27 protein-coding genes are annotated in these 26,421 nt (G+C 62.4%); 15 read left to right on the top strand and 12 right to left on the bottom strand.

From position 1 onward, the window contains the following. Nucleotides 1–9 precede the first annotated feature (9 nt). From IEV38_RS05825 to IEV38_RS05815, 3 genes are read left to right on the top strand one after another with little or no spacing between them, the layout of a single operon-like run. Entirely contained in the window at nucleotides 10–912 is a 903-nt protein-coding gene (locus IEV38_RS05825; RefSeq protein WP_188395219.1) for an ABC transporter permease, read from the top strand. After that, a complete protein-coding gene (locus IEV38_RS05820; RefSeq protein ID WP_188395218.1) occupies nucleotides 909–1,988 on the top strand; it encodes an ABC transporter ATP-binding protein in 1,080 nt (359 codons plus the stop codon). Before IEV38_RS05825 ends, IEV38_RS05820 begins: the two co-directional genes overlap by 4 nt. A 5-nt stretch (nucleotides 1,989–1,993) precedes the next feature. Further along, nucleotides 1,994–2,992 carry an ABC transporter ATP-binding protein gene (locus IEV38_RS05815; protein WP_188395217.1) on the top strand — a complete coding sequence of 333 codons (999 nt, stop codon included), beginning with the start codon at nucleotides 1,994–1,996 and terminating at the stop codon, nucleotides 2,990–2,992. Between the two features lie 209 nt (nucleotides 2,993–3,201). Here IEV38_RS05815 and IEV38_RS05810 read toward each other — a convergent pair whose 3' ends face one another. The 7 genes from IEV38_RS05810 to mfd all read right to left on the bottom strand — a co-directional run bounded on the left by IEV38_RS05810 (nucleotide 3,202) and on the right by mfd (nucleotide 13,330). After that, on the bottom strand, nucleotides 3,202–4,095 hold the full coding sequence (locus IEV38_RS05810) for an AbiTii domain-containing protein (RefSeq protein ID WP_188395216.1): 894 nt from the start codon (nucleotides 4,093–4,095) through the stop codon (nucleotides 3,202–3,204). A 176-nt stretch (nucleotides 4,096–4,271) separates the two neighbouring features. Continuing rightward, the gene (locus IEV38_RS05805; RefSeq protein WP_188395215.1) at nucleotides 4,272–5,597 is read right to left on the bottom strand and encodes a histone deacetylase family protein; all 1,326 of its coding nucleotides are present in this window, start codon (nucleotides 5,595–5,597) and stop codon (nucleotides 4,272–4,274) included. Nucleotides 5,598–5,609: 12 nt separating this feature from the next. Continuing rightward, nucleotides 5,610–7,271, bottom strand: coding sequence for a hydantoinase/oxoprolinase family protein (locus IEV38_RS05800; RefSeq protein WP_188395214.1), 1,662 nt, complete (start codon nucleotides 7,269–7,271; stop codon nucleotides 5,610–5,612). 268 nt (nucleotides 7,272–7,539) lie between these two features. After that, on the bottom strand, nucleotides 7,540–7,899 hold the full coding sequence (locus tag IEV38_RS05795) for a DUF4870 family protein (RefSeq protein WP_188395213.1): 360 nt from the start codon (nucleotides 7,897–7,899) through the stop codon (nucleotides 7,540–7,542). A gap of 86 nt (nucleotides 7,900–7,985) precedes the next feature. Beyond that, a complete protein-coding gene (locus tag IEV38_RS05790) occupies nucleotides 7,986–8,744 on the bottom strand; it encodes a hypothetical protein (RefSeq protein ID WP_188395212.1) in 759 nt (252 codons plus the stop codon). A gap of 253 nt (nucleotides 8,745–8,997) precedes the next feature. Next, complete coding sequence (gene serB / locus IEV38_RS05785; protein ID WP_188395211.1) at nucleotides 8,998–9,843, bottom strand: phosphoserine phosphatase SerB; 846 nt, start codon at nucleotides 9,841–9,843, stop codon at nucleotides 8,998–9,000. Nucleotides 9,844–9,883: 40 nt separating this feature from the next. Next, nucleotides 9,884–13,330 (bottom strand): transcription-repair coupling factor, encoded by a 3,447-nt coding sequence (gene mfd / locus IEV38_RS05780; protein WP_188395210.1) that lies wholly within the window; start codon nucleotides 13,328–13,330, stop codon nucleotides 9,884–9,886. Nucleotides 13,331–13,590: 260 nt separating this feature from the next. Here mfd and ispD point away from each other — a divergent pair, with 260 nt between their 5' ends. The 3 genes from ispD (at nucleotide 13,591) to IEV38_RS05765 (ending at nucleotide 15,357) form a co-directional block, all read left to right on the top strand. Then, a complete protein-coding gene (gene ispD / locus IEV38_RS05775) occupies nucleotides 13,591–14,292 on the top strand; it encodes a 2-C-methyl-D-erythritol 4-phosphate cytidylyltransferase (protein ID WP_188395209.1) in 702 nt (233 codons plus the stop codon). Next, nucleotides 14,289–14,786 (top strand): 2-C-methyl-D-erythritol 2,4-cyclodiphosphate synthase, encoded by a 498-nt coding sequence (ispF, locus tag IEV38_RS05770; RefSeq protein WP_188395208.1) that lies wholly within the window; start codon nucleotides 14,289–14,291, stop codon nucleotides 14,784–14,786. The genes ispD and ispF overlap by 4 nt, the downstream gene beginning before the upstream one ends. Nucleotides 14,787–15,024: 238 nt before the next feature. Further along, nucleotides 15,025–15,357: a hypothetical protein gene (locus IEV38_RS05765; protein ID WP_188395207.1), complete on the top strand. Its 333-nt coding sequence runs from the start codon at nucleotides 15,025–15,027 to the stop codon at nucleotides 15,355–15,357. Between the two features lie 97 nt (nucleotides 15,358–15,454). On the opposite strand, the gene IEV38_RS05760 is transcribed toward IEV38_RS05765, so the two are convergent. Next, nucleotides 15,455–16,801 (bottom strand): sensor histidine kinase family protein, encoded by a 1,347-nt coding sequence (locus IEV38_RS05760; RefSeq protein ID WP_188395206.1) that lies wholly within the window; start codon nucleotides 16,799–16,801, stop codon nucleotides 15,455–15,457. A gap of 60 nt (nucleotides 16,802–16,861) precedes the next feature. Then, on the bottom strand, nucleotides 16,862–17,590 hold the full coding sequence (gene ompR, locus IEV38_RS05755) for an osmolarity response regulator transcription factor OmpR (protein WP_188395205.1): 729 nt from the start codon (nucleotides 17,588–17,590) through the stop codon (nucleotides 16,862–16,864). Between the two features lie 226 nt (nucleotides 17,591–17,816). Between ompR and IEV38_RS05750 the strand changes: the two genes are divergently transcribed. After that, a complete protein-coding gene (locus IEV38_RS05750) occupies nucleotides 17,817–18,098 on the top strand; it encodes an OmpH/Skp family outer membrane protein (protein ID WP_229728803.1) in 282 nt (93 codons plus the stop codon). A gap of 109 nt (nucleotides 18,099–18,207) precedes the next feature. Here IEV38_RS05750 and IEV38_RS05745 read toward each other — a convergent pair whose 3' ends face one another. The 3 genes from IEV38_RS05745 to flgA form a co-directional block, all read right to left on the bottom strand. Continuing rightward, on the bottom strand, nucleotides 18,208–18,684 hold the full coding sequence (locus IEV38_RS05745; protein ID WP_188395204.1) for a flagella synthesis protein FlgN: 477 nt from the start codon (nucleotides 18,682–18,684) through the stop codon (nucleotides 18,208–18,210). 2 nt (nucleotides 18,685–18,686) lie between these two features. Beyond that, complete coding sequence (gene flgM, locus IEV38_RS05740) at nucleotides 18,687–18,986, bottom strand: flagellar biosynthesis anti-sigma factor FlgM (protein WP_188395203.1); 300 nt, start codon at nucleotides 18,984–18,986, stop codon at nucleotides 18,687–18,689. Between the two features lie 114 nt (nucleotides 18,987–19,100). Further along, on the bottom strand, nucleotides 19,101–19,805 hold the full coding sequence (flgA, locus tag IEV38_RS05735) for a flagellar basal body P-ring formation chaperone FlgA (protein WP_188395202.1): 705 nt from the start codon (nucleotides 19,803–19,805) through the stop codon (nucleotides 19,101–19,103). A gap of 283 nt (nucleotides 19,806–20,088) precedes the next feature. On the opposite strand from flgA, the gene flgB reads away from it, so the two are divergent. The 8 genes from flgB (at nucleotide 20,089) to IEV38_RS05695 (ending at nucleotide 26,411) form a co-directional block, all read left to right on the top strand. Further along, complete coding sequence (gene flgB / locus IEV38_RS05730) at nucleotides 20,089–20,550, top strand: flagellar basal body rod protein FlgB (RefSeq protein WP_229728801.1); 462 nt, start codon at nucleotides 20,089–20,091, stop codon at nucleotides 20,548–20,550. 2 nt (nucleotides 20,551–20,552) lie between these two features. Next, the gene (gene flgC, locus IEV38_RS05725) at nucleotides 20,553–20,957 is read left to right on the top strand and encodes a flagellar basal body rod protein FlgC (RefSeq protein ID WP_188395201.1); all 405 of its coding nucleotides are present in this window, start codon (nucleotides 20,553–20,555) and stop codon (nucleotides 20,955–20,957) included. Nucleotides 20,958–20,973: 16 nt separating this feature from the next. Continuing rightward, nucleotides 20,974–21,642 carry a flagellar hook assembly protein FlgD gene (locus IEV38_RS05720; RefSeq protein ID WP_188395200.1) on the top strand — a complete coding sequence of 223 codons (669 nt, stop codon included), beginning with the start codon at nucleotides 20,974–20,976 and terminating at the stop codon, nucleotides 21,640–21,642. A 29-nt stretch (nucleotides 21,643–21,671) separates the two neighbouring features. Continuing rightward, nucleotides 21,672–22,904 (top strand): flagellar hook protein FlgE, encoded by a 1,233-nt coding sequence (gene flgE / locus IEV38_RS05715; protein WP_188395199.1) that lies wholly within the window; start codon nucleotides 21,672–21,674, stop codon nucleotides 22,902–22,904. 72 nt (nucleotides 22,905–22,976) lie between these two features. Beyond that, nucleotides 22,977–23,717, top strand: coding sequence for a flagellar basal-body rod protein FlgF (gene flgF / locus IEV38_RS05710; RefSeq protein WP_188395198.1), 741 nt, complete (start codon nucleotides 22,977–22,979; stop codon nucleotides 23,715–23,717). Nucleotides 23,718–23,782: 65 nt separating this feature from the next. Next, nucleotides 23,783–24,565, top strand: a complete 783-nt coding sequence (gene flgG, locus IEV38_RS05705) for a flagellar basal-body rod protein FlgG (RefSeq protein WP_188395197.1) — start codon at nucleotides 23,783–23,785, stop codon at nucleotides 24,563–24,565. Between the two features lie 24 nt (nucleotides 24,566–24,589). Further along, nucleotides 24,590–25,261: a flagellar basal body L-ring protein FlgH gene (locus tag IEV38_RS05700; RefSeq protein ID WP_188395196.1), complete on the top strand. Its 672-nt coding sequence runs from the start codon at nucleotides 24,590–24,592 to the stop codon at nucleotides 25,259–25,261. Nucleotides 25,262–25,280: 19 nt separating this feature from the next. Then, nucleotides 25,281–26,411, top strand: coding sequence for a flagellar basal body P-ring protein FlgI (locus IEV38_RS05695; protein ID WP_229728799.1), 1,131 nt, complete (start codon nucleotides 25,281–25,283; stop codon nucleotides 26,409–26,411). The last annotated feature ends 10 nt before the right edge of the window (nucleotides 26,412–26,421 follow it).

Raw genomic sequence — 26,421 nt, 5'->3', positions numbered from 1 at the left:
AGGACATTCATGGCTTCCGTATTTCAATCCCTTTCACGACCGGCACTGCCCGAAGTCACGCTGGTGCCGCAGTCGCGCGGCTACTGGCAGACCGTACTGCGCAAGCTCATGCGCGACCCGGTCGCGATGGGTGCCTTGCTGGTGATCGTGATCATCGTCGGCGCCGCCGTCTTCGCGCCGTGGCTGGCGCCGGCCGATCCGTTCAAGGGCAGCATGATCAAGCGCCTGCTGCCCGTCGGCAGCGAAGGCTACCTGCTCGGCTCCGACGAGCTCGGCCGCGACATGCTGAGCCGCCTCATGTACGGCGGCCGCCTGTCGCTGCTGATGGGCGTGATGCCGGTGCTGTTCGCCTTCGGCATCGGCACCTCGATCGGCCTGCTGGCCGGTTACGTGGGCGGCCGCCTCAACATGGTCATCATGCGCGTGCTCGACGTGTTCTACGCATTTCCCTCGGTGCTGCTGGCGGTTGCGATCTCCGGCGCGCTCGGCCCCGGCATGAGCAACAGCATTCTCGCCCTGACGCTGGTGTTCGTGCCGCAGATCGTGCGTGTGGCGGAAAGCGTGACCACGCAGGTGCGCAAGCTCGACTACATCGAAGCGGCGCGCATGAGCGGCGCCAATGCGTTTTCCATCATCCGCACCCACGTGCTCGGCAACGTACTGGGACCGGTGTTCGTCTATGCGACGGGCCTGCTGAGCGTCAGCATGATCCTGGCGGCTGGCCTGTCCTTCCTCGGCCTGGGCGTGCGTCCGCCCGAGCCGGAATGGGGCCTGATGCTCAACACGCTGCGCTCGGCCATTTTCCGCAACCCGTGGATCGCGGCCTTGCCCGGCATTCTCATCTTCGCCACATCGATCGCCTTCAACCTGCTGGCAGACGGCGTGCGTTCAGCCATGGATATCCGCAAATGAAAACCGACGATACGATCTTTCCCGCCGAGGACAAGGGCGGACCGGCCCAGCCATTGCTGCTGGTGCAGGACCTCAGGAAATACTTTCCGGTGCGCGGCGGCCTGCTGCAGAAGGAGAAGAAATTCGTGCATGCTGTTGACGGCGTGAGCTTCTCGGTCGCCAAGGGCCGCACGCTCGGCATCGTCGGCGAATCGGGCTGCGGCAAGTCGAGCACCGCGCGGCTGGTGGCACGCCTGATGGAACCAGACAGCGGCAGCATGATCTTCGACGGCGAGGGCGTGGCCGAGTTCGGCGGCATCGCCTTCAAGGACTTCCGCCGCAACCTGCAGATGGTGTTCCAGGATTCCTTCGCCTCGCTCAATCCGCGCCTGACCATCGGCGATACGGTCGCCTACGGCCCGCAGGTGCACGGCGTACCGCGTACGGAAGCCGTCAAGCGCGCGCATGCACTGCTGCGCCGCGTGGGGCTGGAACCGTCCATGTTCGCCTCACGTTATCCGCACGAACTGTCGGGCGGCCAGCGCCAGCGCGTCAACATCGCACGCGCGCTGGCCTTCGAGCCGCGCCTCGTGATCCTCGATGAAGCTGTTGCCGCGCTCGACAAATCGGTGCAGGCGCAGGTCCTCAACCTGCTGCAGGAACTCAAGGCCGAGCACGACCTGACCTATCTGTTCATCTCGCACGACCTGCACGTGGTGCACTACATCAGCGACGACGTGATGGTCATGTACATGGGGCAGGTGGTCGAGAAGGGCCCGGTTGAAGCGATCTACGAGAACACGCGCCATCCCTACACGCGCGCGCTGCTGTCGGCCGTGCCGTCGATGGACCCGGATCACCGCACCCAGCAGCCGCCGCTGGCGGGCGATCCGCCCAACCCGATCAACCCGCCGAGCGGCTGCCGCTTCCGCGAACGCTGCCCGTATGCCGAAGCCGTCTGCGCCGACAAGATTCCCTACCTGGGCGCGGTCGGCGGCAACAAGGAACACGTGGTCGCCTGTCACATGAACTGCGCGGCATCCGGCCACAGCCGCGCGGTCGGCGCGCCGGCAATCGAAGAAGAGGTGGCAGCATGAACGACATGAATCAACCCCTGGTGCGCGTCAGCGACCTGAACGTGGAATTCCACGGCAACCGCAAGGCGCACGCGCTCGACCATATCGGCTTCGACCTGCCGGCAGGGCAGGTGCTGGGCCTGCTTGGCGAATCCGGCTCCGGCAAGAGCGTCACGCTGCGCACGCTGCTGCGCCTGCACCCGCAACGCACCACGCGTATCAGCGGCAGCATCCGGATCGACGGCAAGGACGTGCTGGCGCTGAAGGGCAGGGAACTCGACGCCTATCGCGGCGGCACGGTCTCCATGATCTTCCAGGAACCGGGCCTCGCCTTCGATCCCGTCTATACCATCGGCCAGCAGATCGTCGAAACGATCCGCGCGCACGAGCAGGTGGACAAGGCGACCGCCGCCAAACGCGCGCTGGAAATGCTCGAACGCGTGCAGATTCCACAAGCCAAGCGCCGCTTCGATGCGTATCCGCATGAACTGTCGGGCGGCATGCGGCAGCGCGCGATGATCGCGTTGGCGCTCTCGTGCAAGCCCAAGCTGCTGCTGGCCGATGAGCCGACCACCGCGCTCGACGCCTCGGTGCAGATCCAGATCCTGTTGCTGCTGCGCGAGCTGCAGAAGGAAACCGGCATGTCCGTCATTTTCGTCACCCACGACATCGGCGCGGCAGTGGAAGTCGCGGACCGTATCGCCGTCATGTACGGCGGCCGCATCGTGGAAGAGAACACGGTCAAGGGCATCGTCACCGCGCCGCGTCATCCCTACACGGCGGGTTTGCTCGGTTCGACCGTCAGTACCGAGAATCGCGGCCAGCCGCTGCCGGCTGTGCGCGGTGCGCCGCCTGACCTGTCTGCGCTGCCGCCGGGATGCAGCTTTGCGCCGCGTTGTGATAATGCGGGTGAGCGTTGCACCAAGGATCGGCCAGCATTATTGTCAGCAGATGGCGCTAGATTGGCGTGTTGGCATCCAGTGAGAGAGTTGGTTATGCCGGATCGAAACTTAGCTTATGCCTAAGTAGATTATGAAAAAAGAAAAGCACCCAATAGGGTGCTTTTCTTTTTTTCTTTGGGCATCTAAATTGTTTATTCAAGAAATTGCATCTAAAACCTAGCTGCACATGAGGTTGAAGCTGGTTGTCGCAAATACGTCTGTCAATATTGCATTGAGTTGGCTAGGGATTGATTGTTCATAAGTTGAGCATGTCGATGTGGCCATCGGTGGTTTCAGGGACCAATCAATGGCGTGAGTAATGCGATCGCTCCGCTTGCAATAATGTTGCCTGTTGCCCCTTCACAGATTGATTTTGCCGATTGCAATAGTGTTTTGATGCGGCTTGTCGTGGGAGCTGATTTCACTAGTTCAGCGTTAAGCTCGGCTAGGATAGGCGTGAGACTCTGATTGGTAGCGTTTGGTAAGGAGCTTATAAGATTATTGAGCTGCGCCACTACATCACGAACTTGATCGAGGTCCAATGCCATGGAAGCATGCTGAGTATTGGATACTATTGCATGATCTGATACGTTGCCTAGCACGCCGACATTTTGAATAAAAAATTGTTGTCCCGCAGGCTGCGCTTTTATTTTTTCTTGTGTATTGAACGTCATACTTTCTCCAAGAACGCCGACTTTCTCCATCTCAAGGCTCCAGTTAAGAACAAGATTGCGTACGGCGTCTAACACTCTAATGACCGCTGTACGTTCTATCTTCAAGATTGGTTCCATTTTTACGCTCATCAATTGCAGTAGCAAATTTATATGCTCTTGAGATAGCTGAACATGTAGGCTGCCACTCCCTGAGGCAAGTAGCGCCTCTAGTTCTGCAACTGATTGACGACATGGAGCAGCTGTAACTATCTCAGCAAGCTTCGCATCTGCAAATTGAAGTGTTTGAAGTCCGTGATAAGGATTCTTAACCTTCATTTCACCGACTAGCTTTCGATAGGAGGGGAGATCCTCTTCGGCTACGTCATCATAACCATTTAGTTCCAAAGTTATCCATTGCAGCTCGTCTGCGAGATCCAATTTTACGGCCGCTGCACGCACCTTTCGGAGAAGACTAGCGACAGAGCTTGAGCCATCCATGGCTTCAGATTGGATTTGCAGTATCAAACTCGACATATTGTTTTCCTATGGGGGGTAGTGCCACAGCAGATTGATATAGAAGTACCTAAATTCTATTTACAAGATTTTCTTAATGAAACTACAGAGTTAGGTAGATTTACAAAAAAGTCCCACAATTCGCGGGACTTTTGTATTTGGCTAGCTATTGGCTAAATCCATAAAGGTAAAAATATTTACTTCTGCGTGTACATATCCTTCTGCTTATCCTGCAGCAGCACTTGCGTGTACAAACGCTTCTCCGCTTTGTTGTACTGATCTTCCGCCCACGTCCGGCATTTCGGGCAGCAGAACCGCGGAATCTGCACCGCAAACACCGGTAACCGTGGCCGGCTTTCGTTGCGCGATTCGATGGTGACGGCGCCGCCGCAATCCGGAACGTCGCAGGTGCGCACGGTCTCGGTCTGCGATTCGCGGATGCCGGCCGTGTCGTAGTAGATGTCCTGGTCGCGCGTGTGGAAGGGCTGGTTGCCATATACCTGATCGCGTAATGCCTTGCGATTGTTCCAGCGTTCGAACGTGACTTCCTTGAGTTTCTTCAGGTAGTCATTGATGCGCGGGTCCTGTTTCTGGTCTTCGGCGCTGTAGTCGGGTTCGCGGATCTGCGAATAGTCCATGCCGGCCATCGCGAGGATGATGCCGGTGTTGATGTAGGGCAGGGCGCTTTCGATCGAGTAGCCGCCTTCGAGCACGGCGATGTCGGGCTTGAGGCGGTCGTTCAGTACCGCGTAGCCTTGCGCCGTGAATTTCATGTTGGTGATCGGGTCGGAATAGTGGTTGTCCTGGCCGGCCGAGTTGATGATGAGGTCGGGTTTGAAGTCGGCCAGGATGGGCATCACGATCTCGTCGAGCACGTAGAGGAAGCCTTCTTCGCAGGTGTTGGGCGGCATCGGCAGGTTGATGGTGGTGCCGAAGGCATTGGGGCCGCCGAGCTCGTCGGGGAAGCCCGAGCCGGGATACAGCGTGCGGCCATCCTGGTGCATGGAGATGAACAGCGTGTTCGGGTCGTGCCAGAAGATGTCCTGCGAGCCGTCGCCGTGGTGGCAGTCGGTATCGACGATGGCGATCTTCTTGATGCCGTTCTTGTCGCCGTACTTCTCGCGGATGTACTCGACCATGATGGCTTCCATGTTGAGCGTGCAGAAGCCGCGCGTGCCGTGCACCACGCGCATCGAGTGGTGTCCGCAGGGGCGCACGAGCGCGAAGGCGTTATCGACTTCCTTGTTCATCACCTTGTCGGCCGCGGTCAGCGTGCCGCCGACCGAGATCAGGTGCGAGGCGTGCACGAGCTCGTCGATGCTGGGCACGCAGAAGTGCACGCGGTTGATGTCTTCTGCGGTGGCGAGATCGGGCTTGAATTCGATGATGTTGTCGAAGTCGAGCAGGCCTTCTTCTCTGACCTGATCCTGCGTATAGAGCAGGCGTTCCTCGCGCTCGGGATGGTTGGGCGAGATCGCGTAGTCGTAGGCGGGGAAAAATACCAGTCCGGTTTTCTTGGTCATGGCGTGTCTCTCTTACTGAATGGCATGTTTGGTCAGGCCCGGCTTGATCTGCAGCCTGACGCGGAAGTTTTTGCCGGTGGTGGAGCCGTCGCGGATCACGTTGAAGCTCTGGCTGTCGGCCACTTCGATCTCGATGTCTTCCTCGGGCGCACCGGCGACGCGGGCGATCTGTTCGAGCTTTTCGCGGCCGACGGCGATCAGGTCGGCCAGCGTGAAGTTGCGCGGGATGTCGGCCTGCACGCCTTCCTCGGCGATCGACATCTGGCGTTCCTCGGTATCGGCCATCAGCGTCAGTTCGACTGTGGTGCGCGCCATGGCGGCGCCGCTGGCGTTGATGACGTCCGAATCGCCGGGGACCACGGGCGTCATCTTCAGCAGTTCGCCAACCTGTTTTGCCATGTACGGCGCGGGACCGCCGACGACGATGGCGTCGGTCGGCGCCAGCACCTTGCCTTCGAGCATTTCATGGATCGTATAGACCGGCTTGCTGTTGACCTCGGCGATCATGCTGCGCACCTTGGCGGCGATGGTTTCGCAGGCGAGGTCCATGATGGCTTGCGCGGCCTGCGGCGTGCTCTGCCCGAGTTGCGCGGCGATGCTGTCGATGGCGGCGGTGGCCTTGGCCTTGTCGCCGATGTCGGCGAGGCCGAGCACGATCATGGCGTCGGTCGGCGTCGGCACCGGGCCGTCGAAGGCCATGGCCGAGCCTTTGCGCTCGGGACCGATGACGAGCTTGCCGTCGATCACCTGCACGTGGCTGTCGCCGCCGATGGCGATCGAATGCGTGAGCAGGCCGCGGATCAGCGTCTTGTGTTCCTCGATCTGCACGCCCTTGGGTTCGAGCAGCGGCGCGCCGTCGGCAAAGAGCGCGATGTCGGTGGTGGTGCCGCCGACGTCGATGGAGAGCGAATCACGGTCGGTCGGCGCATAGGGCAGCACGCCCATGATGGTGGCGGCCGGGCCGGACAGGATGGTCTGCACCGGGTAGTGGCGAGATTGTTCAACGTCGATGGTGCCGCCGTCGGCCTTGAGGATGTACAGCGGTACGTCCACACCGAGTTGCTGCAGGTAGGTCTGCAACTGGTCGGCCATGGTGCTGTGCAGACGCCAGACCGCTTCGTTCAGGTAGGCGGTCGAGATGCGGCGCGGGAAGCTGAGTTCGCCCGACAGTTGATGGCCGAGCGTGACGTGACTGGCCTGATCGTCGAGCAGCGCGCGCACGGTCTGTTCGTGCGCCGGGCTGCGCGTGGAGAACTTGCCGATCACGCCGAAGTGCTTGACGCCCTGTTCGGCAAAACGGGTCTTGAGTTCCACAATCTCGTCCTCATCGACGCTTTCGGCTTCGAGTCCGCGATGGTTCATGTAGCCCTTGACGAAGGCGGCGCGGTCGCTGAGCGGAAGGTCGCGGTGCGCGACGCCGGGTCCGCTCATGACGATCAGGCCGACCGGGTCGAGCTGGTGCTGGGCGACGGCATTGGTGGTCATGGTCGTGCTGAGCACGATGCGGCGTAGCTGCTTGATGTCTTCCGGCTGCGCCACGGCATGGGTGGCGAGCGTGACCGATTTGAGCAGGTCGCTCTTGTCGGTCATGACCTTCGATTTGCGGAGGATCTTCCCGTTCTGCATCAGTACAGAATCGGTATGGGTTCCACCCACGTCAATACCAAGAATCATTGTTTCCTTCCTCGAACAAAGGCGTCATTCAAACAGAACAGGGGAGCGGGCGGCATGCCGGCTGGATCGATGTGCGCATGACGATGAAGAGCCTGCGCCATCAGGCACCGCCCGTGGACTTGATCAGCAGACATTATAGGGGAGATACCTGCGCGGACCGAGCATGCGGGACGCGCTGCGTACCGGTTACGCGCAGCCGTTGGCAGTGCGGTCGATTTCTGCAGTGCCGGTCTGTGTGTGCCGCTGCAAGGCGCAGCGGCACGTCGTTTTAGGGCATGGTCCTGTTTTCGTTCAGATCGACCAGGCCCTTGATCAGCCGGTAGGCCTTCCACAGCCACGCCACCGCCCACACCAGCATCGCGGCAGGAATGCCGATGAAGGTGATCCACAGCACGCCGCCGACCACCACCCAGACCACGTACCACCAGAACGAGCGAATCTGCCAGCTGTGATGGCTGTGGACGAAGGTGCCGGCGGTGTCGCCGCGTTTGACGTAGTTGATGATCAGCGGCACGAAGGACAGCATGCCGAGCGAGAACACGAGGCTGAGGCCGTGGCCGATGTAGAGCCACCACGCCAGGTTCTTGGCCGATTGCAGCGGCTGGTCCAGCACCAGTTGATCGTTCATGCTTGCCTCCAGAGGACAGTTGTCAGTCTGATAGGGTATGTGGAGGCGAAGTTCCGCGCATCAAGACCGATGCGCGGCGGGAGAGGTCACTTGGGCTGCAGAAAGCGGTCGAAGATGCCGGCCTTGCTCTTGGCTTCGCTGGTTTCCAGCGGCGGCATGCCCATGAAGATGTGGCGATAGGCCGCGTACATCAAGCCGCCAAGGATGGGGAACAGCGGCACCACGGTCAGCCCGTGAAACAGGGCGCCGCCCATCATCAGCAGGGCGCTGAGGAAGACCACGATGACGACGAACTTGTTCTGGTTGAAGGCCTTGAAGGTATGGTCCAGGCACAGGCGCAGCGGCAGATCGGTGCAGACGATCAGCGGGATGGCGAACCACGGCAGGATTACCAGCAGCCACAGGCCGATGGAGAACAGCGCCTTGGAGCCGACCAGGAAGTCGCTGATCTGGTAGTCCTGCGGCACGTAGGTCGAGGTCGCCGCGGGACCGCCGACGGCGGTGCCCTTGACGATCATGACGATCAGGAAGAAGGCGACCGCAAGGACGGTGACCGCCAGCGTCGAGCACAGCAGGACGCGCAGAATGCCGGCGGGAGCGCGTTTGAGCGTCGTCAGCACGGGTTCGGACGAGTCGGCGCTGTAGGCCACCAGCACGAAGATGCCGACCAGCGCCGGCGAGATGATCAGCAGCAGCATCGGCGAGAACGGCGACAGCAGGCCGACGGTGGCGAGCACGAGGCAGACGTTGAGGGCGAGATGCTTGCCGGAGAGATGGAGCGCTTCCTTGCTCCAGCGTTGCCAGCTCGAGGATTCGACGGGGCGGGGGCCAAAGGTGTTGTTCATGGCGGAGTTCCTGCGATGGTGCGTGCCGTGTGGCCGGCCGGGTGTCTGGGGTGATTCTCCTGTTCTGCCTGAAAGAATAAGTAAAACTACGTAGCAATGCAAACGAATCGGCGCACAAAGCGGTGGATTTCCGACTGATTTGCACGGCTATTGGCGGGGATGCGACAGCGGATGTTCCGGCAGAATGCCGGAACACGGTGCGATTGCCGAGGCGGCAGGCGGCGAACGTCACCTGCGCCGCAACGTGCGACGATCAGCGGGTGAAGAGCTTGAGAATGCCGTCGAGACCGACGAAGTTGAGGCTGACGTCCGCCTGCTCGCGCACGATGGGCTTGGCGCGGAAGGCGACCGACAGGCCGGCGATGCCCATCATGCGCAGGTCGTTGGCACCGTCGCCCATGACGATGGCCTGTTTCGGCGAGATGCCGAGTTCGTCGCAGACGCGCTGCACGGTGCGCATCTTTTCTTCGCCGTCAACGATGTCGCCGACGATACGGCCGGTCAGCTTGCCGTCCACGACTTCGAGCCGGTTGGAATGCGCATGGTCGAGCCCGAGCCGTTCCTTGACGCGGTCGGTGAAGAAGGTGAAGCCGCCCGAGACCAGCAGCGTCTTCAGCCCGGCGGCCTTGACTGCCGCCAGCATCGCTTCGGCACCCGGCGACAACTGCAGCCGTTCGTTATAGACACGCTGCAGGGCGCTCGCATCCAGCCCTTCGAGCAGCGCCACGCGCCGCATCAAGCTTTCTCGGAATTCGATCTTGCCGCGCATGGCGGCTTCGGTGATTTCCGCCACCTGCGGCTTCAGGCCCTGCATGTCGGCGATCTCGTCGATGCATTCGATGGTGATCAGGGTCGAATCCATGTCCATCGCCAGCAGGCCGAAATCGCCAAGCGCGCGGCGGCCTTCGAGAAAGGCATAGTCGAGCTGCGAGGCCCAGGCCGCCAGATCGATCTGCGCCTTGACTTCGTCGTTGTAAGTGACTTCCTCGCAGCGGTAGGCGTGCTCGCCGATGGCGACGATGGCGCGCGGGCGGGCCAGGGCGGCGACCTGTTCGACGAGATGACGCGGGGCGGAGTTTCCTTGCAGAATCAGATTCATGAATGGGCAGTGATGCGTGAGTATGAGGAAGTCATGCCGCTCATGATAGCAGCGCGCGTATGGTGTTCCTGATCTGCGTCGCGCGCGCCGCCAGATCGGGCATGCTGGCCGTGATGCGCAGCTTGTCCTGGCCGTTGAGCTTGATGTGGCGGTTCTTCTGGATCAGTTCGATGATGCGCATGGCATCGATCGGCGGATTGGGCTCGAACTGCAGCGTAGCCGATTCCGCGTGCGCATCGATCTTGACGATGCCGACCGGCTTGGCGGCCACGCGCAGGCGGTGCGTTTCGATCAGTGCCTGCGCTGCATCCGGCAGCTTGCCGAAACGGTCGATCAGTTCTTCCTGCAGGTCGTTGACCGCATCCTGCGTGCTGCAGTTGGCGAGCCGCTTGTAGATCGACAGGCGCTCGTGCACGTCGCCGCAATAGGTTTCCGGCAGCAGGGCGGGCACGTGCAGGTTGATCTCGGTGGTGGACGACAGCGGTGCGGCGAGGTCCGGCTCCTTGCCGTTCTTCAGCGAGCGCACGGCTTCGTTGAGCATGTCCGAATAGAGCTGGAAGCCGATCTCGGTCATCTCGCCCGACTGGTTCTCGCCGAGCACCTCGCCGGCGCCACGGATTTCCAGATCGTGCATGGCGAGGTAGAAGCCGCTGCCGAGTTCCTCCATCTGCTGGATCGCGTCGAGCCGGCGCTGCGCCTGCTTGCTCAGGCCCTGCACGTCGTGCACCAGCAGGTAGGCATAGGCCTGGTGATGTGAACGGCCAACGCGGCCGCGCAACTGGTGCAGTTGTGCGAGGCCGAACTTGTCGGCGCGGTGCATGATGATGGTGTTGGCGGTCGGCACGTCGATGCCGGTTTCGATGATCGTGGTGCAGAGCAGGACGTTGAAGCGCTGCGCGACGAAATCGCGCATGACCTTTTCCAGGTCGCGTTCGTGCATCTGGCCGTGAGCCACGCCGATGCGCGCTTCCGGCAGCAGTTCCTCGAGCATCGCCTTGCGGTTGGCGATCGTCTCGACCTCGTTGTGCAGGAAATAGACCTGGCCGCCGCGCTTCAATTCGCGCAGGCAGGCTTCGCGGATGATGGAATCGTTCTCGCCGCGCACGAAGGTCTTGATCGCCAGACGTTTCTGCGGCGCGGTGGCGATGATCGAAAAGTCGCGCAGGCCTTCGAGCGCCATGCCGAGCGTGCGCGGGATCGGCGTGGCGGTCAGCGTCAGCACATCGACCTCGGCGCGCAGCGCTTTCAGCGCTTCCTTCTGGCGCACGCCGAAGCGGTGTTCCTCGTCGATGATGACGAGTCCGAGCCGCGTGAATTTCACCTCGGGCGAGAGCAGCTTGTGGGTGCCGATCACGATATCGACCGTGCCGTCCGACATGCCCTTGATCGCCTGCGCGACTTCCTTGCCGGTACGGAAGCGCGACAGCTCGGCGATGCGCACCGGCCAGTCGGCAAAGCGGTCGGCAAAGGTCTGCGCATGCTGCTCGGCCAGCAGCGTGGTCGGCGCCAGGATCGCGACCTGCTTGCCGCCCATGACGGCGATGAAGGCGGCGCGCAGGGCAACCTCGGTCTTGCCGAAGCCGACGTCGCCGCACACCAGGCGGTCCATCGGCTTGCCGGAGGTCATGTCGCGGATCACGTTGTTGATGGCTTCGCGCTGGTCCGGCGTTTCCTCGAAGCCGAAGCTTTCGGCAAAGGCGTCGTAGTCGTGCGCTGAGTACTGGAAGGCATGGCCTTCGCGCAGCGCGCGGCGCGCGTAGAGGTTCAGCAGTTCGGCGGCGGTGTCGCGGATCTTCTCGGCGGCGCGGCGCTTGGCCTTTTCCCACTGGCCGGACCCCAGCGCATGCAGCGGCGCGTCCTCGGGCGAGGCGCCCGAATAGCGCGAGATCACGTGCAGCTGCGAGACCGGCACGTAGAGCTTGGTTTCCTTCGCGTATTCGAGATGCAGGAACTCGGTCTCGCCTTCGCCGAGGTCCATGCTGATCAGGCCCATGTAGCGGCCGATGCCGTGGTTGACGTGCACCACCGGGTCGCCGATCTTGAGTTCCGACAGGTCGCGCACCATGGATTCGACCTGGGTCGCGCCTTCCTGCTTCTTGCCGCCGATGCGACGGCCCGAGCCGGCATAGAGTTCGGCTTCGGTGACGAAGGCCAGCTTGTCGAAGGCCTCGCCGAGTTCGAAGCCGGCATGCAGCGGCGCCACGCCGAGCATCAGGCGGGCGTCGGCGGTCGCGAAGTCTGCGTAGTTTTCGGCCAGCGTCAGCGGCAGGTCGTATTCGTTGAAGTACTGCTGCAGCGTTTCGCGCCGGCCTGCGCTTTCGGCGCAGATCAGCACGCGCTTGTCGGTCTGCAGCAGCCAGGACCGCAGGTTGACGAGCGGATCGTCGGCGCGGCGGTTGACGGCGATGTTGGGCAGCGGCGCGGCGATTTCGGACGCGACCGCCTGCGCATGCACGACCCAGCGCCCGAAGGGCTTGGCCTGCGTGAAGAACTGTTCGTCCGACAGGAAGATCTGCTCGGGCGCCAGCACCGGTCGTTCGCGGTCTGACTTGAGGAAGCGGTAGCGCGACTGCGTATCGCTCCAGAAGCGGCGGATCGCCTCGTCGATCTCGCCGATCAGGGCGAAGGTGGTGTCGGCGGGCAGGTAGTCGAACAGGGTGGCGGTTTGCTCGAAGAAAAGCGGCAGATAGTATTCGATGCCGGCCGAGGCGATGCCGTTGCCGATGTCCTTGTAGATGACCGAGCGCGAAGGATCGCCCTCGAACACTTCGCGCCAGCGGCCGCGGAAGGCAGTGCGCGCTTCCTCGTCCATCGGGAATTCGCGTGCCGGCAGCAGGCGTACTTCCCTGACCGGGTACAGCGAGCGCTGCGAGTCGGCGTCGAAGGTACGGATGGTGTCGATGGTGTCGCCGAACAGGTCGATGCGGTAGGGCAGCACCGAGCCCATCGGAAAGAGGTCGATCAGGCCGCCGCGCACCGAATACTCGCCGGGCGACATGACCTGCTTGACGGGCGTGTAGCCGGCCAGCTGCAACTGCGTCTTCAGGCGATTCTCGTCGAGTGTCTCGCCCTGCTTGAAGTAGAAGGTGTAGGACGCCAGAAAGGCCGGCGGCGCCATGCGCAGCAGCGCGGTGGTGGCCGGCACGATCAGCACGTCGCACTGGCCGTTCAGGACTTCGTACAGCGTCGCCAAACGTTCGGACACGAGGTCCTCGTGCGGCGAGAAGGCATCGTAGGGCAGGGTTTCCCAGTCGGGCAGCAGGTGGCAGCGCAGCGGCTGTTCGGCGCTGCCGCCGAACCACGGGATTTCCGCCAGCAGGCGCTGCGCGTCGCCGGGATTGGCGACCACGATGGCGAGCATGCGCTGCTGCGATTTCAGTTCGATGGCAGCCTGCGCGAGCACGAAGGCATCGGCCGAACCGTGGACGGGCGGCAGAACGAAACGGGTACCGGCTTTGGGAAGATTCTTTTTAGGATCGAAGGACATCAAATTGCCAACATGGCACACAGGGCACATGTCATGGAAGGTCGGGTGCAGCATGCAGCGCATGCCGTTTGTCCCTGATTTGACAGTGAAAAATTATGGTGCGATTATAAACCAAGCCCCTATTCGAGTCGGGCGCATCCCCTGACGGACATCATGCCTTCCCTAGAAGTTTCTTCCGCGATTTTCTCCGCGCATCCATTCGCGATTTTCCAACCCGGCTCCGTATCGCTTTCCCGCGCATCGCTATCCATTCGCATCGCATGACGCCGGCACGCTATTTCGGTCTGATCCCCGCCGCGGGCATCGGTGCTCGCATGGGCAGCGCAATCCCCAAGCAGTATGTGAACATCGCCGGCCAGCCGATGCTGGTGCATGCCTTGGCGGCTTTCGCGCAGACGCCGATGATCGCCCATACCTTCGTGGTGGTCAGCCCCGACGACGGTTATGTCGATGGCGCGCTGGCTGCCTCCGCCCTGGCCGGCCGCGTCGATCTCTCGGTGCTGCGCGTAGGCGGTGCGACGCGTCAGGATTCGGTGCTGCACGGCTTGCGCGCGATGCGCGAACAGGTCGGTGATGACGACTGGGTACTGGTGCATGATGCGGCGCGTCCGGGGCTGGACGGGGAACTGATCGAACGTTTGATCGCTGCGCTCAAGGGTGACGAGGTGGGCGGTCTGCTGGCACTGCCGGTGGTTGATACGCTCAAGCGCGCCGATGCCGGGCAGGGCGTGGCGGAAACCGTGCCGCGCGAGCGCCTGTGGGCGGCGCAGACGCCGCAGATGTTCAGTTACGGCCTGCTGCGGCGCGCGCTCGAGCAGGCGACCGATGTTACCGACGAGGCATCCGCCATCGAGGCGCTCGGCCTGGTGCCGAAGCTGGTCGAAGGCAGTACACGTAATTTCAAGGTCACGCTGCCGCAGGATGTGGCGCTGGCCGAACTTCATCTGAAAGGTCAGGCATGAGCCATCCCGCCATTCCCTATCGTATCGGCCAGGGCTACGACTGCCACGCGCTGGTCGAAGGCCGCAAGCTGATCATCGGCGGCGTGACGATCCCGCATCCGACCGGCCTGCTCGGCCATTCGGACGCCGACGTGCTGCTGCACGCGATTACCGATGCGCTGTTCGGCGCCGCCGGCCTTGGCGATATCGGCCGTCATTTTCCCGACACGGCGGACGAATTCAAGGGCGCCGATTCGCGCGTGCTGCTGCGCGAAGCCGCCAAGCGCGTGCTGGCCGCCGGCTACGCGGTCGGCAATATCGACGCCACCATCATCGCGCAGAAACCGAAGATGGCGCCGCACATCCCGGCCATGGTCGCCAACCTGGCGGCCGACCTCGGGCTGGTGGCGAACCAGATCAACATCAAGGCCAAGACCAATGAAAAGCTCGGCTATCTGGGGCGCGAGGAGGGCATCGCTGCAGAGGCGGTGGCCTTGCTGTATCGTATCGACTAAGTACCGAATCGCGGCCACGCGGAAATTTATTGCGGTTTTCGTGGTCCCATGCAAGACGGGCGACACCAGCCATGGTTTTTTGTCATGTCGTTCCGTGTCGATAAAAATGTCGAACATGCATTGAATTACCGTAAAAAGTCCCCATCTATTGCGACATGTGCGGGATTGCCGCATAGTACGGATGCAGACAGCCGATTCGGCACCTGCAAAGCCGCAAACAAGTAATCGAAAGCCATCCATGACTTCATTCTTCTTCACGCAGCAAGCCAGCAACTGGCAACAGGTCCTTCGCCGCAGCCGTTCCGGCGGATTCTTTTCACGCCTCTTCGCATGGCTGATGCTCGGCCTGCTGATGCTGGTGGGTCTGCTGGTGGTGGTGGCCGTGCTGCTGCTGAGCTGGCTGCTGATTCCGGTCCTGTTGTACAAGAAGCATCGCGCGATGGAAAAGATGCGTGCTGCCGGCATGGCGCAGCCTGCCTACCCTGGTCATGCGGGTTACGGCCACACGGCGTCGCGCGGCGACGTCATCGAAGGCGTGGTGAAGGAAGTCAGGGACGACGACCAGCGCTGATCGTTGCTTGCCGATCGATTCGGCCGCTTTCCACGCAAAACGCACATTCGAAGGAATGTGCGTTTTTCTTTTGGTACGCAGGAAATGAGCGTGGAGCTTATTTCCTGGCGATCGGCAGCGCGATGCGGATGACGAGTCCCCCGCTGTCGCGATTGGACAGCAGCAGACGGCCGCCGTGGCGTTTGACGATACGCTCGACGATGGCGAGTCCCAGCCCGGCGCCATTGGCCTGGCCACGCGCCTGATCCATGCGCGTGAAGGGACGCAGCAGGCGCGTGATCTCTTCGTCGGGGACGCCGTTGCCATGATCGCCGAACTCGACGATCACCTTGTCATGGTCGCCATGTGCGCGCAGTTCGATCTGCACCGGTGCGTCGGATGCGCGCTTGCCGTAGCGCCGCGCGTTCTCGACCAGGTTGCTGACGATGCGCTTGATCTCGACCGGATTGCCGTTGACTGCGATATCCTCGGCGATGTCGGCCTCGATGGAGACGTCGCTCAGCCGCTGCGCCTCGGCCACCGCCTGCCGCAGCAGTGCAGACAGATCGACGCGCGCAAAGCTCGCATCGTCGGTCGGTTTCGCATAGTCGAGGAACTGGCCGATGATGGCATCCATCTGCTCCAGGTCCGATTGCATGCCCTTGCGCGCCTCGTCCGGCAGGCCGGCCAGTTCGACCTCGAGCTGCATGCGCGCCAGCGGCGTGCGCAGGTCGTGCGAGATGCCGGCCAGCACCAGCGCGCGGTCGGAATCGACGCGTTCGAGATCATCGACCATCTGGTTGAAGCTGCGATTGGTTTCGCGGATTTCGGCCGGGCCGCGCTCCGGCAGCGGCGTGATGTGGCGGCCATTGGCGACGGCCTTGGCAGCGGCCGCCAGGCGCGCCAGTGGCTGGTTGATGAGGCCCGAGATGATCAGCGCGCCCAGCAGCGACAACAGCAGCGTGACGGCGGCCCAGCCGGCCCATTGCACGCCGGTGGTGCTTTCGATGCGTTCGCGGTCGAGCATCAGCCAGTATTCGTCGTCGGCGATGGTGAAGCTGACCCAGAACCCTGGCACTTCGTTGACGTTGCGCGCGAACTGCGTGTCCTCGCCGAGGCCAAGCCGGATGTTTTCCTCGATCGCCTGCATCATGCGCGTGTTGAGCGGCGGTTCGACGCGGTCGGTGGTTTCGAGCGGATAGATGCGGATGCCTTCGTTGCTGGCGAGATCGAACAGCAGTTCGCGCCGCAGGTCGGGCGCCGAGTGGGTGAGGGCGGTGCGCGTGATGGTGACGATGGAGATGACCTGGGCCGCGATCTGGTTGGCGCGCGGCGTCTGTTCGACGATGCGGAAGCTCGCCACCCAGGCTGCCATGCTGGCGGCGATCGTGAATGCCAGCAGAAAGAAGGTACGCCAGAACAACCCGCTGCTGAGCCATGTCAGTCGGTTTGACGATGCGGTCATGCGGGATTCTTTCGGCTGCAAGGAAATGGGCGCGGGAATGTCGAATCAGGCAGCCGGCGGTCAGCGCGGCTTGCCTTCCGGGATGAAGACGTAGCCGAGGCCCCAGACGGTCTGGATGTACAGCGGTGTCGAGGGATCGGGTTCGATCAGCTTGCGCAGGCGCGAAATCTGCACGTCCAGGCTGCGGTCGAAGACTTCGTACTCGCGGCCGCGCGCCAGTTCCATCAGTTTTTCGCGCGACAGCGGCTGGCGCGCGTGGCGCGCGAAGACCTTGAGCACCGAGAATTCGCCGGTGGTCAGCGGCACAGTTTCGCCTTTCTTCTTCAGCGTGCGCGTGCCGAGGTCGAGTTCGAAATCACCGAAGGTGAAAGTCTGAGGCGTCTCGGACGGCGCGCCCGGAATCTCGTCGGGACCGACGCGGCGCAACACGGCATTGATGCGCGCCACCAGCTCGCGCGGGTTGAAGGGCTTAGGCAGGTAGTCGTCGGCGCCCATTTCGAGGCCGACGATGCGGTCGACGTCCTCGCCCTTGGCGGTCAGCATGATGATCGGCGTCTTGTCGCCGGCACCGCGCAGGCGGCGGCAGATCGACAGCCCGTCTTCGCCCGGCAGCATCAAGTCCAGCACCAGCAGGTCGTAGCGCTCGCGCAGCCAGAGCTTGTTCATGGCCTGTGCATTCTCGGCGGTGACCACGTTGAAGCCCTGTTCCGACAGATAGCGTCGCAGCAGATCGCGCAGGCGCAGGTCGTCGTCAACCACCAGCACCTTGGTCTGGTGGGAATTGGTCATGTGTGCCGTCTCGTTCATGGTTGCGTTCATGGTCGCATTTGTCGTCGTCATGTCGATATGGTAACTTCAGAACCCATTGACGGTAATACCGGCAGGGAAGGCATTACAAAGTGTTACAACCTTTACGGAAAAGCGCTTAGGGCAGCAGGCAAAGCGTCCTACACTTTGGGCATGGGTGGCGTTCAGGCTGCCGGGCGTCGGAAAGACGAGAATGATGAATAGTACATTGAATAAAACTGCATGGATTCTGCTGTTTGCCGCTTGCATGGGGAGTGCGACGGTGGCGGGTGCGCAGTCGCGCTTTTCGGGATACGGCTTCCAGGCACAGGAAGACAGCCGCCGTGGCAACGACAGCCGCCGCCAGCAGGCGGAGCGCTACGAGCAGCAGCGCAACGCGGAGCGTGCACAGCAGCGTCGCAACGACCGGCTGTCGCCGGACGAAAGGCGCACGCTGCGTCAGCAGATCGATGAAGCAGGGCGCGACATCTATGCGCCGCGTCGGCGCTGATTTTCGATAGGCGCTCCGCTGAAGCTGACGCGAGGCTGCAACAATAAAAAAACCGGCAAGGCTGTGCGCCTTGCCGGTTTTGTTTTGTACGGGAGAAAACCGTCGGTGCTTACGCGACGATGTGGCGGCCGACCGACTTGCTGGCGGTCTGGCCGTTGGGGCCATAGACCGGACTGCCCTGCACGCTGCCATGCTGCAGCACTTCGAGCACGGCCTGGTTGCGTACCATCTGCTTGTTGATCAGGGTGCCGTTGACGCGGTTGATTTCCTTGGCTTCTTCGGCCAGTTGGAGCAGTTCGTTCCAGGAGGAGGCGGCTTCGGCGGTGGCTGCCGGGGCGGCGAGCCAGGCTTGCATGCCGGTCTCGGAGGCTTCGTGTCCGGCGGCGGCCAGTGCCTGGTGGCGGCGCGAGGCCAGTTCGGCCATGCGGTAGGCGGCCTGCGCCTTGGGTTCCGTCAGGGCGGAGATACGTTCAACATCGGTGGCGATCAGGGATTCCTGTTCCTGCTGCAGCAGGGCGGTCAAGGCGCGGATGGCTTCGTGTTCGTCAGCCAGGGTTGCAGCGGGGCCGCTACCGAATGTTGTCATGCTTATCTCCGTGTGGAGATCAGGTCCTTTACCGTGTCCATCAATCCGTCGGCCACGCTTTCCGCGTTGACCTTGAACTGACCGCCGGCAATCGCCGCCTTGATCTCGTCGACTTTCTTCGCATCGAACACGCCGGTGCTGCCAGACTGGCTGGTCAGCGCCTTGGCCTGTGCCGATAGCGTTACATTGTCGGACGAAGCCTTGCCGGCGGCATCGGTCTTTTCAGCCCCTTTGCCGGCGCGGGTCGGCGTCGTTCCAACGCCCAATCCTGCAATTTTCTTGCTTGCGTCATCAATTTTCACGGTCCTGCTCCATTTTGTGCGGCAAAACGCCTATCCATGCATCGTCTATCGGCGTGTTCCCTTGGAACTTTAGACAAAAATGAAGCAAACGTAAAACGATTGCGCAAACATCCTTCAATATGTCATTTCAACAACGCCGCCCAGCCGGGCGATGCCGCTCAGAACCTGCCCGTTCTGGGTGCGTACCTGCGTCATCTGCCCCTCGTTGGCGTTATTGAGCGCGCGCGCCTCGCTGCTGATGGAAAAGCCGCTGCCATTGTATACGACGCGTACCGCCTGACCCTGCTGGATCGCCTGCTGGTTGCGCAGTGCGTCCTGCCGCAACGGCGCGCCGAGCCGCACCGACGAGGTGGTGGTGCGGCCGACCGCCTGCGAGGCATCGACGATGATGCCCGGCGGCAGGGCCGTCAGGTCACCCTTGACGCGTGCGAGGTCGGTTTCGCCGATGGTCTGTCCCTGTGCCAGCGGTACCGCGGCCGCCAGGTATTCGCCGTATACCTTCACCTGCGCGGCGACATAGATGGTCCATGGCGATGGCGCGGTGCAGCGCACGCCGACCGTGGTCTTGCCCCAGGCCTTGCCGCCGGGCGGCATGAATGCCTGCGGCACCGTGCAGGCCGGCATGCGCAGGCGCGAATCGATGGCGCCGACCGTGACCTTCACTTCGCCCGGCAGGCCGGCAGCCTGCGTCACCAGAAACTGTTCGACGGTTTGCTGGATGACGTTGATGTCCTGACGCGGTGTTTCCGCAGCCTGCGCCCAGACCGGTGGCGCCGCCATGCAGAGGGCGGCCAGCATGGTTCCGAAAATGGCTTTCATGATTGTCCGTGGTTATCGTCCATTGCCATGGTAATGACTGGTGGCCGACGCAAAGCCGTGAACAGGGTGGATTTTCGTCTTCTTATCGTTCGATGGACGTGCATGCACGCTCCGTATGATCCACGCTATGTAATTCCATTTCCATATCAACCGTGCACTTTGTCGGCTGAGTGGGGGCGCCTAGCCTTGCCGTACGTCCGTACTGTCTGCGCTCGTTCACGATCGATCTGGAAATTGAAAAAATCCATGACCGGGTTGCCGGTCTGCTCATGCGGAGGTGGCGATGGGAAAAATTGACGACTTGATGCGGTTCCACGAGACCGCGCTCAACCTGCGCGCGCAGCGCCAGCAACTGCTGGCCTCGAACATCGCGAACGCGGACACGCCGAACTTCAAGGCGCGCGACATCGACTTCAATGCGGCGCTCAAGGGCGCCATCGCCAAGGCAGGCGGTACGGTCCCGGCCGGTACCGGCAGCGCGGTCACCATGGCCAGTACCGGCAGCGTGACGCCGCACGAAGTGGCCAAGACCAGCACCTTGCATCTGTCTTCGAATACCAAGGGCAGCATCGGCGGCGCACCGCTGCTGTATGCAAATACGCAGCAGGGCAATATCGACGGCAATACCGTCGATATGGATGTGCAGCGCAACCAGTTCACCGATAACGCCATGCGTTACGAGGTCAGCCTGACCCTGGCATCGTCCAAGATCAAGGGCATGCTGACCGCCATCCAGGGGCAATGATCATGTCGCTATTCAATATCTTCAATGTGGCCGGTTCGGCCATGAGCGCGCAAAGCCAGCGTCTCAACGCGGTGACCAGCAATATCGCCAACGCCGAAAGCACCACCAGCGCCGACGGTTCGACCTATCGCGCCAAGCAGGTCGAATTCACCGCCACGCCGATGACCGATCCGACCTCGACCGGCGTGCGCGTGACGCGCGTGGTCGAGGACACTTCGCCGCTCAAGATGGTGTTCGATCCCAAGCATCCGAATGCGGATGAAACCGGGCATGTCGCCATGCCCAACGTCAACGTGGTGGAAGAGATGGTCAACATGATCTCGGCCTCGCGTTCCTATCAGACCAACGTCGAGACCATGAACGCGGCCAAGACGATGCTGCTCAAGACCCTGACCCTGGGTCAGTAACCACAGAGGAAAAATAATGGCAGCCATTACCAGTACCTTGCCGCAGTCGGTGCTCGATGCAATGAACACCAGCACGACGAGTACGCAATCCACCGCCGAGGAGGCGCAGGACCGCTTTCTCAAACTGCTGGTGACGCAGATGCAGAACCAGGATCCGCTCAACCCGCTCGACAACGCGCAGGTCACCAGCCAGCTCGCGCAGCTGTCGACCGTGACCGGTATCGACAAGGTCAATGCCACGCTCGAATCGCTGATCGGCAGCTACCAGTCGGCGCAGTCGCTGCAGGCGGCCAACCTGATCGAGCGCGGCGTGCTGACCGAGGGCAATGCGGTCGCGCTGAACGAAGGGCAGGGGATCATGGGCGTCGAGTTCGCTGCCGATGTCGATGCGGCGACGCTGGAAGTCAAGGATGCTTCCGGCAAGGTCATCCACACGGTCGATCTTGGCCCGCAGAAGGCTGGCCCGATCCCGCTGCTGTGGGATGGCACCACCAGCGATGGCGGCAAGGCTGCCGACGGCAATTACACCTTCTCGGTCAAGGCAACGGTGGCAGGCTCCGCGGTAACCGCGACGTCGCTGCAGTTCGGCATTGTCACCTCGGTCACGACCGGCAGCTCGGGCACCAAGGTCAACGTGCCCGGTCTGGGCGCGGTCGATGTCTCGGACATTCGTCAGATTCTTTAAACAGCGGCAATCAATCCAGGAGAAATGCAATGAGTTTTCAACAAGGTTTGAGCGGCTTGAGCGCCGCTTCGCAAAGTCTGGAGGCCATCGGCCACAACGTTGCCAATGCCAACACGGTCGGCTTCAAGCAGTCGCAGGTCCAGTTTTCCGATATCTACGCCGGCACGCTGACCGGCTCGGGCGGCAACCAGATCGGCATCGGTACCCAGGTCGCGCGCGTGGCGCAACTGTTTAGCCAGGGCAACGTCAGCAAGTCGGACAACCCGCTCGACATGGCGATCAGTGGCAACGGCTTCTTCCGCATGAGCACCAACGGCGCGATCAGCTACACGCGCAACGGCCAGTTCACGCTGAGCAAGGAAGGCTACATCGAGAACGCGGCAGGCGCGCGTCTGACCGGCTACATGGCGGATGCCAACGGCGTGGTCGCGATCGGCGCACCGACCGAGATCATCATCAACAAGGCGGACCTGATGCCGGAAGCAACCAGTTCCTATGAACTGAAGCTGACGCTGGATTCGCGCAAGGGCAACCTGGTCGCGGCCGACTTCGATCCGACCGACCCGACCACCTTCAGCGATTCGACCTCGGCGCCGGTCTATGACAGCCTCGGCAACGTCCATACGTTGCGTACCTTCTATGTGAAGACGGCCGGCGGCGAATGGAGCGTGTTTGCCACCAACGACGGCGTGCCGGTCGATACCGGCTCGACCCCGCAGGGCCTGATCGGCACCATGAGCTTCAACGAAGGCGGCGTGCTGACGACCACACCGAGCACGATGACGGTGCCGATGGAAGTGACGACCGGCGCCTACACGCCGTACAACATCGTCATCGATCACGCCGGCACCCAGCAGTTCGCGCAGGACTTCGGCGTCAGCCGCCAGTTGCCGAACGGTTATGCAGCCGGCACGCTGGTTGACTTCTCGGTTTCCAACAACGGCGAGATCGTCGGCCGCTACACCAACGGCCAGGTCAACGTGCTGGGCCAGGTCATCCTGTCCAACTTCGCCAACCCGAACGGCCTGCAGAACATCGGCGAGAACCAGTGGGTCGAGACCGCCGAATCGGGCGTGCCGATGACCAGTACCCCCGGCTCCAGCGGACTTGGCGCCGTGCAGTCGGGCCGCATCGAGGAGTCGAACGTCGATCTGACGGCGGAACTGGTCAACATGATCACCGCGCAGCGCTACTACCAGGCCAATGCGCAGACCATCAAGACGCAGGACCAGATCCTGCAGACGCTGGTCAACCTGCGTTGATGGCTGATCGCCACGATGACCGTCTCCGCCCTTCGCGCCTGAAGGGTGGATGCATGTCCCGGGAGAGATGAAATGGATCGTCTGATATATACCGCGATGACTGGCGCCAAGCAGATCATGGAGCAGCAGGCCACGACGTCGCACAACCTCGCCAACGTATCGACCAGCGGCTTTCGCGCGCAGCTCGATACTTTCCGCGCCGTGCCGGTGGTCAGCAACGGCCTGCCGACGCGCGCCTTCGTGGTCGACTCCACGGTCGGCAGCGATTTCCGCACGGGGCCGATCCAGCACACCGGGCGCGACATGGACATCGCGGTGCAGGGCAAGGGCTGGATCGCGGTCGAGCGCGAGGACGGCAGCGAAGGCTATACGCGTGCCGGCAGCCTCAAGATCAACGAGAACGGCGTATTGCAGACCGAAAACGGACTGAACGTGCTGGGCGACGGCGGGCCGATCGCGATTCCGCCGGATACCCATATCACGATCGCCAGGGACGGCACGATTTCCACGGTGCAGGCCGGCTCGACGCCGGGTGCCACCATCCAGCTCGCGCGCCTGAAGCTCGTCAATCCGGACGAGGCGACGCTGGTGCGCGGCAGCGACGGCCTTTTCGTGACCGCCGACGGCGAGCCGGCCGAGGCCGATGCCAACGTCAGCATCATCGGCGGCGCGCTCGAGGGCAGCAACGTCAACGTGGTCGATGCGATGGTCAACATGATCGCGCTGTCACGCCAGTTCGAGGTTCACATGAACATGCTCAAACATGCCGAGAGCAATGCGGCAAAAGCCTCTGAGTTCCTCTCTTTGAGTTGATGCACATACAGGCAGAATGATTCTGGCGGCAAACCGTCGCCCGCGCTGCCGAAACGGAGAATGAAATGATTCGCTCACTATGGATTTCCAAGACAGGTCTGGATGCACAGCAGATGCAGATGGACGTGATCTCCAACAACCTGGCGAACGTCAGCACCACCGGCTTCAAGCGCTCGCGCGCGGTGTTCGAGGATCTGCTGTACCAGACCATCCGCCAGCCCGGCGCGGCTTCGTCGCAGCAGACCGAATTGCCGACCGGCCTGCAGCTCGGCACGGGCGTGGCGCCGGTCGCCACCGAACGCATGCATACCCAGGGCAATCTGCAGAAGACCGACGACGCGCGCAACGTGGCGATCCGCGGCGACGGCTTTTTCCAGGTGCAGATGCCGGACGGCACGCTGGCCTATACGCGCGACGGCTCCTTCAAGACCGACAGCCAGGGCCAGGTGACGACTTCCAACGGCTACCTGCTGGAACCCGTGATCGTGATCCCGGAGGACGCCACCAGCCTGACCATCTCGCGCGACGGCATCGTCAGCGTGACGACCTCGGGCAATGCGGCCAACGTCGAGATCGGCAGCATCCAGCTGGCGACCTTCATCAACCCGGGCGGCCTGGAAAGCAAGGGCGAGAACCTGTATGTGGAAACCACCGCATCCGGCAATCCGGTCACCAATGTGCCGGGTTCCAACGGCGCCGGCCTGCTGCAGCAGAATTATCTGGAAACCTCGAACGTCAACGTCGTCGAGGAACTCGTCAACATGATTCAGACGCAGCGCGCCTACGAGATCAACAGCAAGGCGATCACCACCTCCGACCAGATGCTGCAGCGCCTGACGCAAATCTGATCGGCGATCGCAAGAGGATGCATCATGAAATTTTCCCTGTCGGCATTGTTCGCGATCGCGGTCGCGCTTCTCACGGGTTGCGGCACGCTGCCCGAAACCGTGGTGCAGACGCCGCTGACGGCGCGTCCGCAACCGGCCTACGCGACCACGCCTGCCACCAACGGCGCGATCTTCCAGTCGTCGACCTATCGTCCGGTGTTCGAGGATCGCCGCGCGCGCCTGATCGGTGACACCATTACCATCGTCGTCAACGAGCGCAGTTCGGCCGGCAAGGCTGCCGGCAGTTCGGGCAGCAAGACCGGTTCGCTGGCGGCAGATGCGCCCAATCTGTTCGGCATCTTCGGCGGCGTGACCAACCGTCTCGGTGCCAGCGCCTCGACCTCGTCGGAATTCGAGGACAGGGGAGCGATCACTTCCAGCAACAATTTCGTCAGCACGCTGACCGTGACCGTCATCGATGTGCTGTCCAACGGCAATCTGGTGGTGGCCGGCGAGAAGCAGGTGTCGCTCGACAAGGGCGCCGAATTCATCCGCTTCTCCGGCGTGGTCGATCCCAGCACCGTCTCGGGCAACAACGTCGTGTCGTCGACCAACGTGGCCGATGCACGCATCGAATACCGCACCAACAGCCGCATCGACGGCGCTGCCGTCATGAACATGCTGTCGCGCTTCTTCCTGAGCGTGGTACCGCTCTGATCGTGAATCGAGGAACATCATGAAGAATCTTTCCCCCTCCTTGTTTTCCCGCTCCGCGCGCGCGCTGGCGTGCGCTGCCTGCCTGCTGCTGCCGCTGGGTGCGGCCCATGCGGAGCGCCTGAAGGACCTCGCCAGCGTGCAGGGCGTGCGTGAAAACCAGTTGATCGGCTACGGCCTGGTGGTCGGCCTCGACGGCAGCGGCGACCAGACCACGCAGACGCCGTTCACGGTGCAGAGCGTGGTCAGCATGCTCAAGCAGATGGGCATCAACATGCCGGCCGGCATCAACATGCAACTGAAGAACGTCGCCGCCGTGATGGTGACGACCTCGCTGCCGGCCTTTGCGCAGCCTGGCCAGACGCTTGACATCACGGTGTCGTCGATGGGCAATGCCAAGAGCTTGCGCGGCGGCACGCTGCTGATGACGCCGTTGAAAGGTGCCGACGGCCAGATCTACGGCATGGCGCAGGGCAACGTGGTGGTCGGCGGCGCGGGGGCCGCCGCCAATGGCAGCAAGGCGCAGATCAATCATCTGAGCGTGGGCCGTATCTCGGCCGGCGCCACCGTCGAACGCGCGGTACCGACCGCGCTGGGACAGGGCGACACCATCTTCCTGGAACTGAAGGAAAGCGATTTCTCGACCGCCAGCCGCGTGGTTGATGCCGTCAACGCGCGCTTCGGTCCGCAGACCGCCGCCGCGCAGGACGGCCGCGTGATCCGCGTGCGCGCGCCGCTGAGCAACGACGAGCGCGTGAGCTTCCTCGGCGCGCTCGAAAGCATCAACGTCACGCCGGCCCAGGTGCGCGCCAAGGTCATCATGAATGCGCGTACCGGCTCGGTCGTCATGAACCAGGCGGTCACGCTCGATGCATGCGCGGTGTCGCACGGCAACCTGTCGGTGGTCATCAACACGCAGCCCGTGATCAGCCAGCCGGCACCGTTCTCGGGCGGTCAGACCGTGGTCACGCAGCAGTCTCAGATCGAGATCAACCGAGATCCGGGCAAGGTCGTGCTACTGAAGAATTCCGCATCGCTGGCCGACGTGGTCAAGGCGCTCAATTCGATCGGCGCCACGCCGCAGGACCTGCTGGCGATCCTGCAGGCCATGAAGGCTTCGGGTTCGCTGCGCGCGGAACTGGAAATCATCTGATTATTGTTCG

It is taken from the genome of Oxalicibacterium flavum (assembly GCF_014635065.1).
In the GTDB taxonomy this organism is placed as follows: Bacteria; Pseudomonadota; Gammaproteobacteria; order Burkholderiales; family Burkholderiaceae_D; genus Oxalicibacterium; species Oxalicibacterium flavum.
The sequence above is the reverse complement of the archived record's forward strand: the minus strand, read 5'-3'. Positions and strand labels throughout refer to the sequence as shown.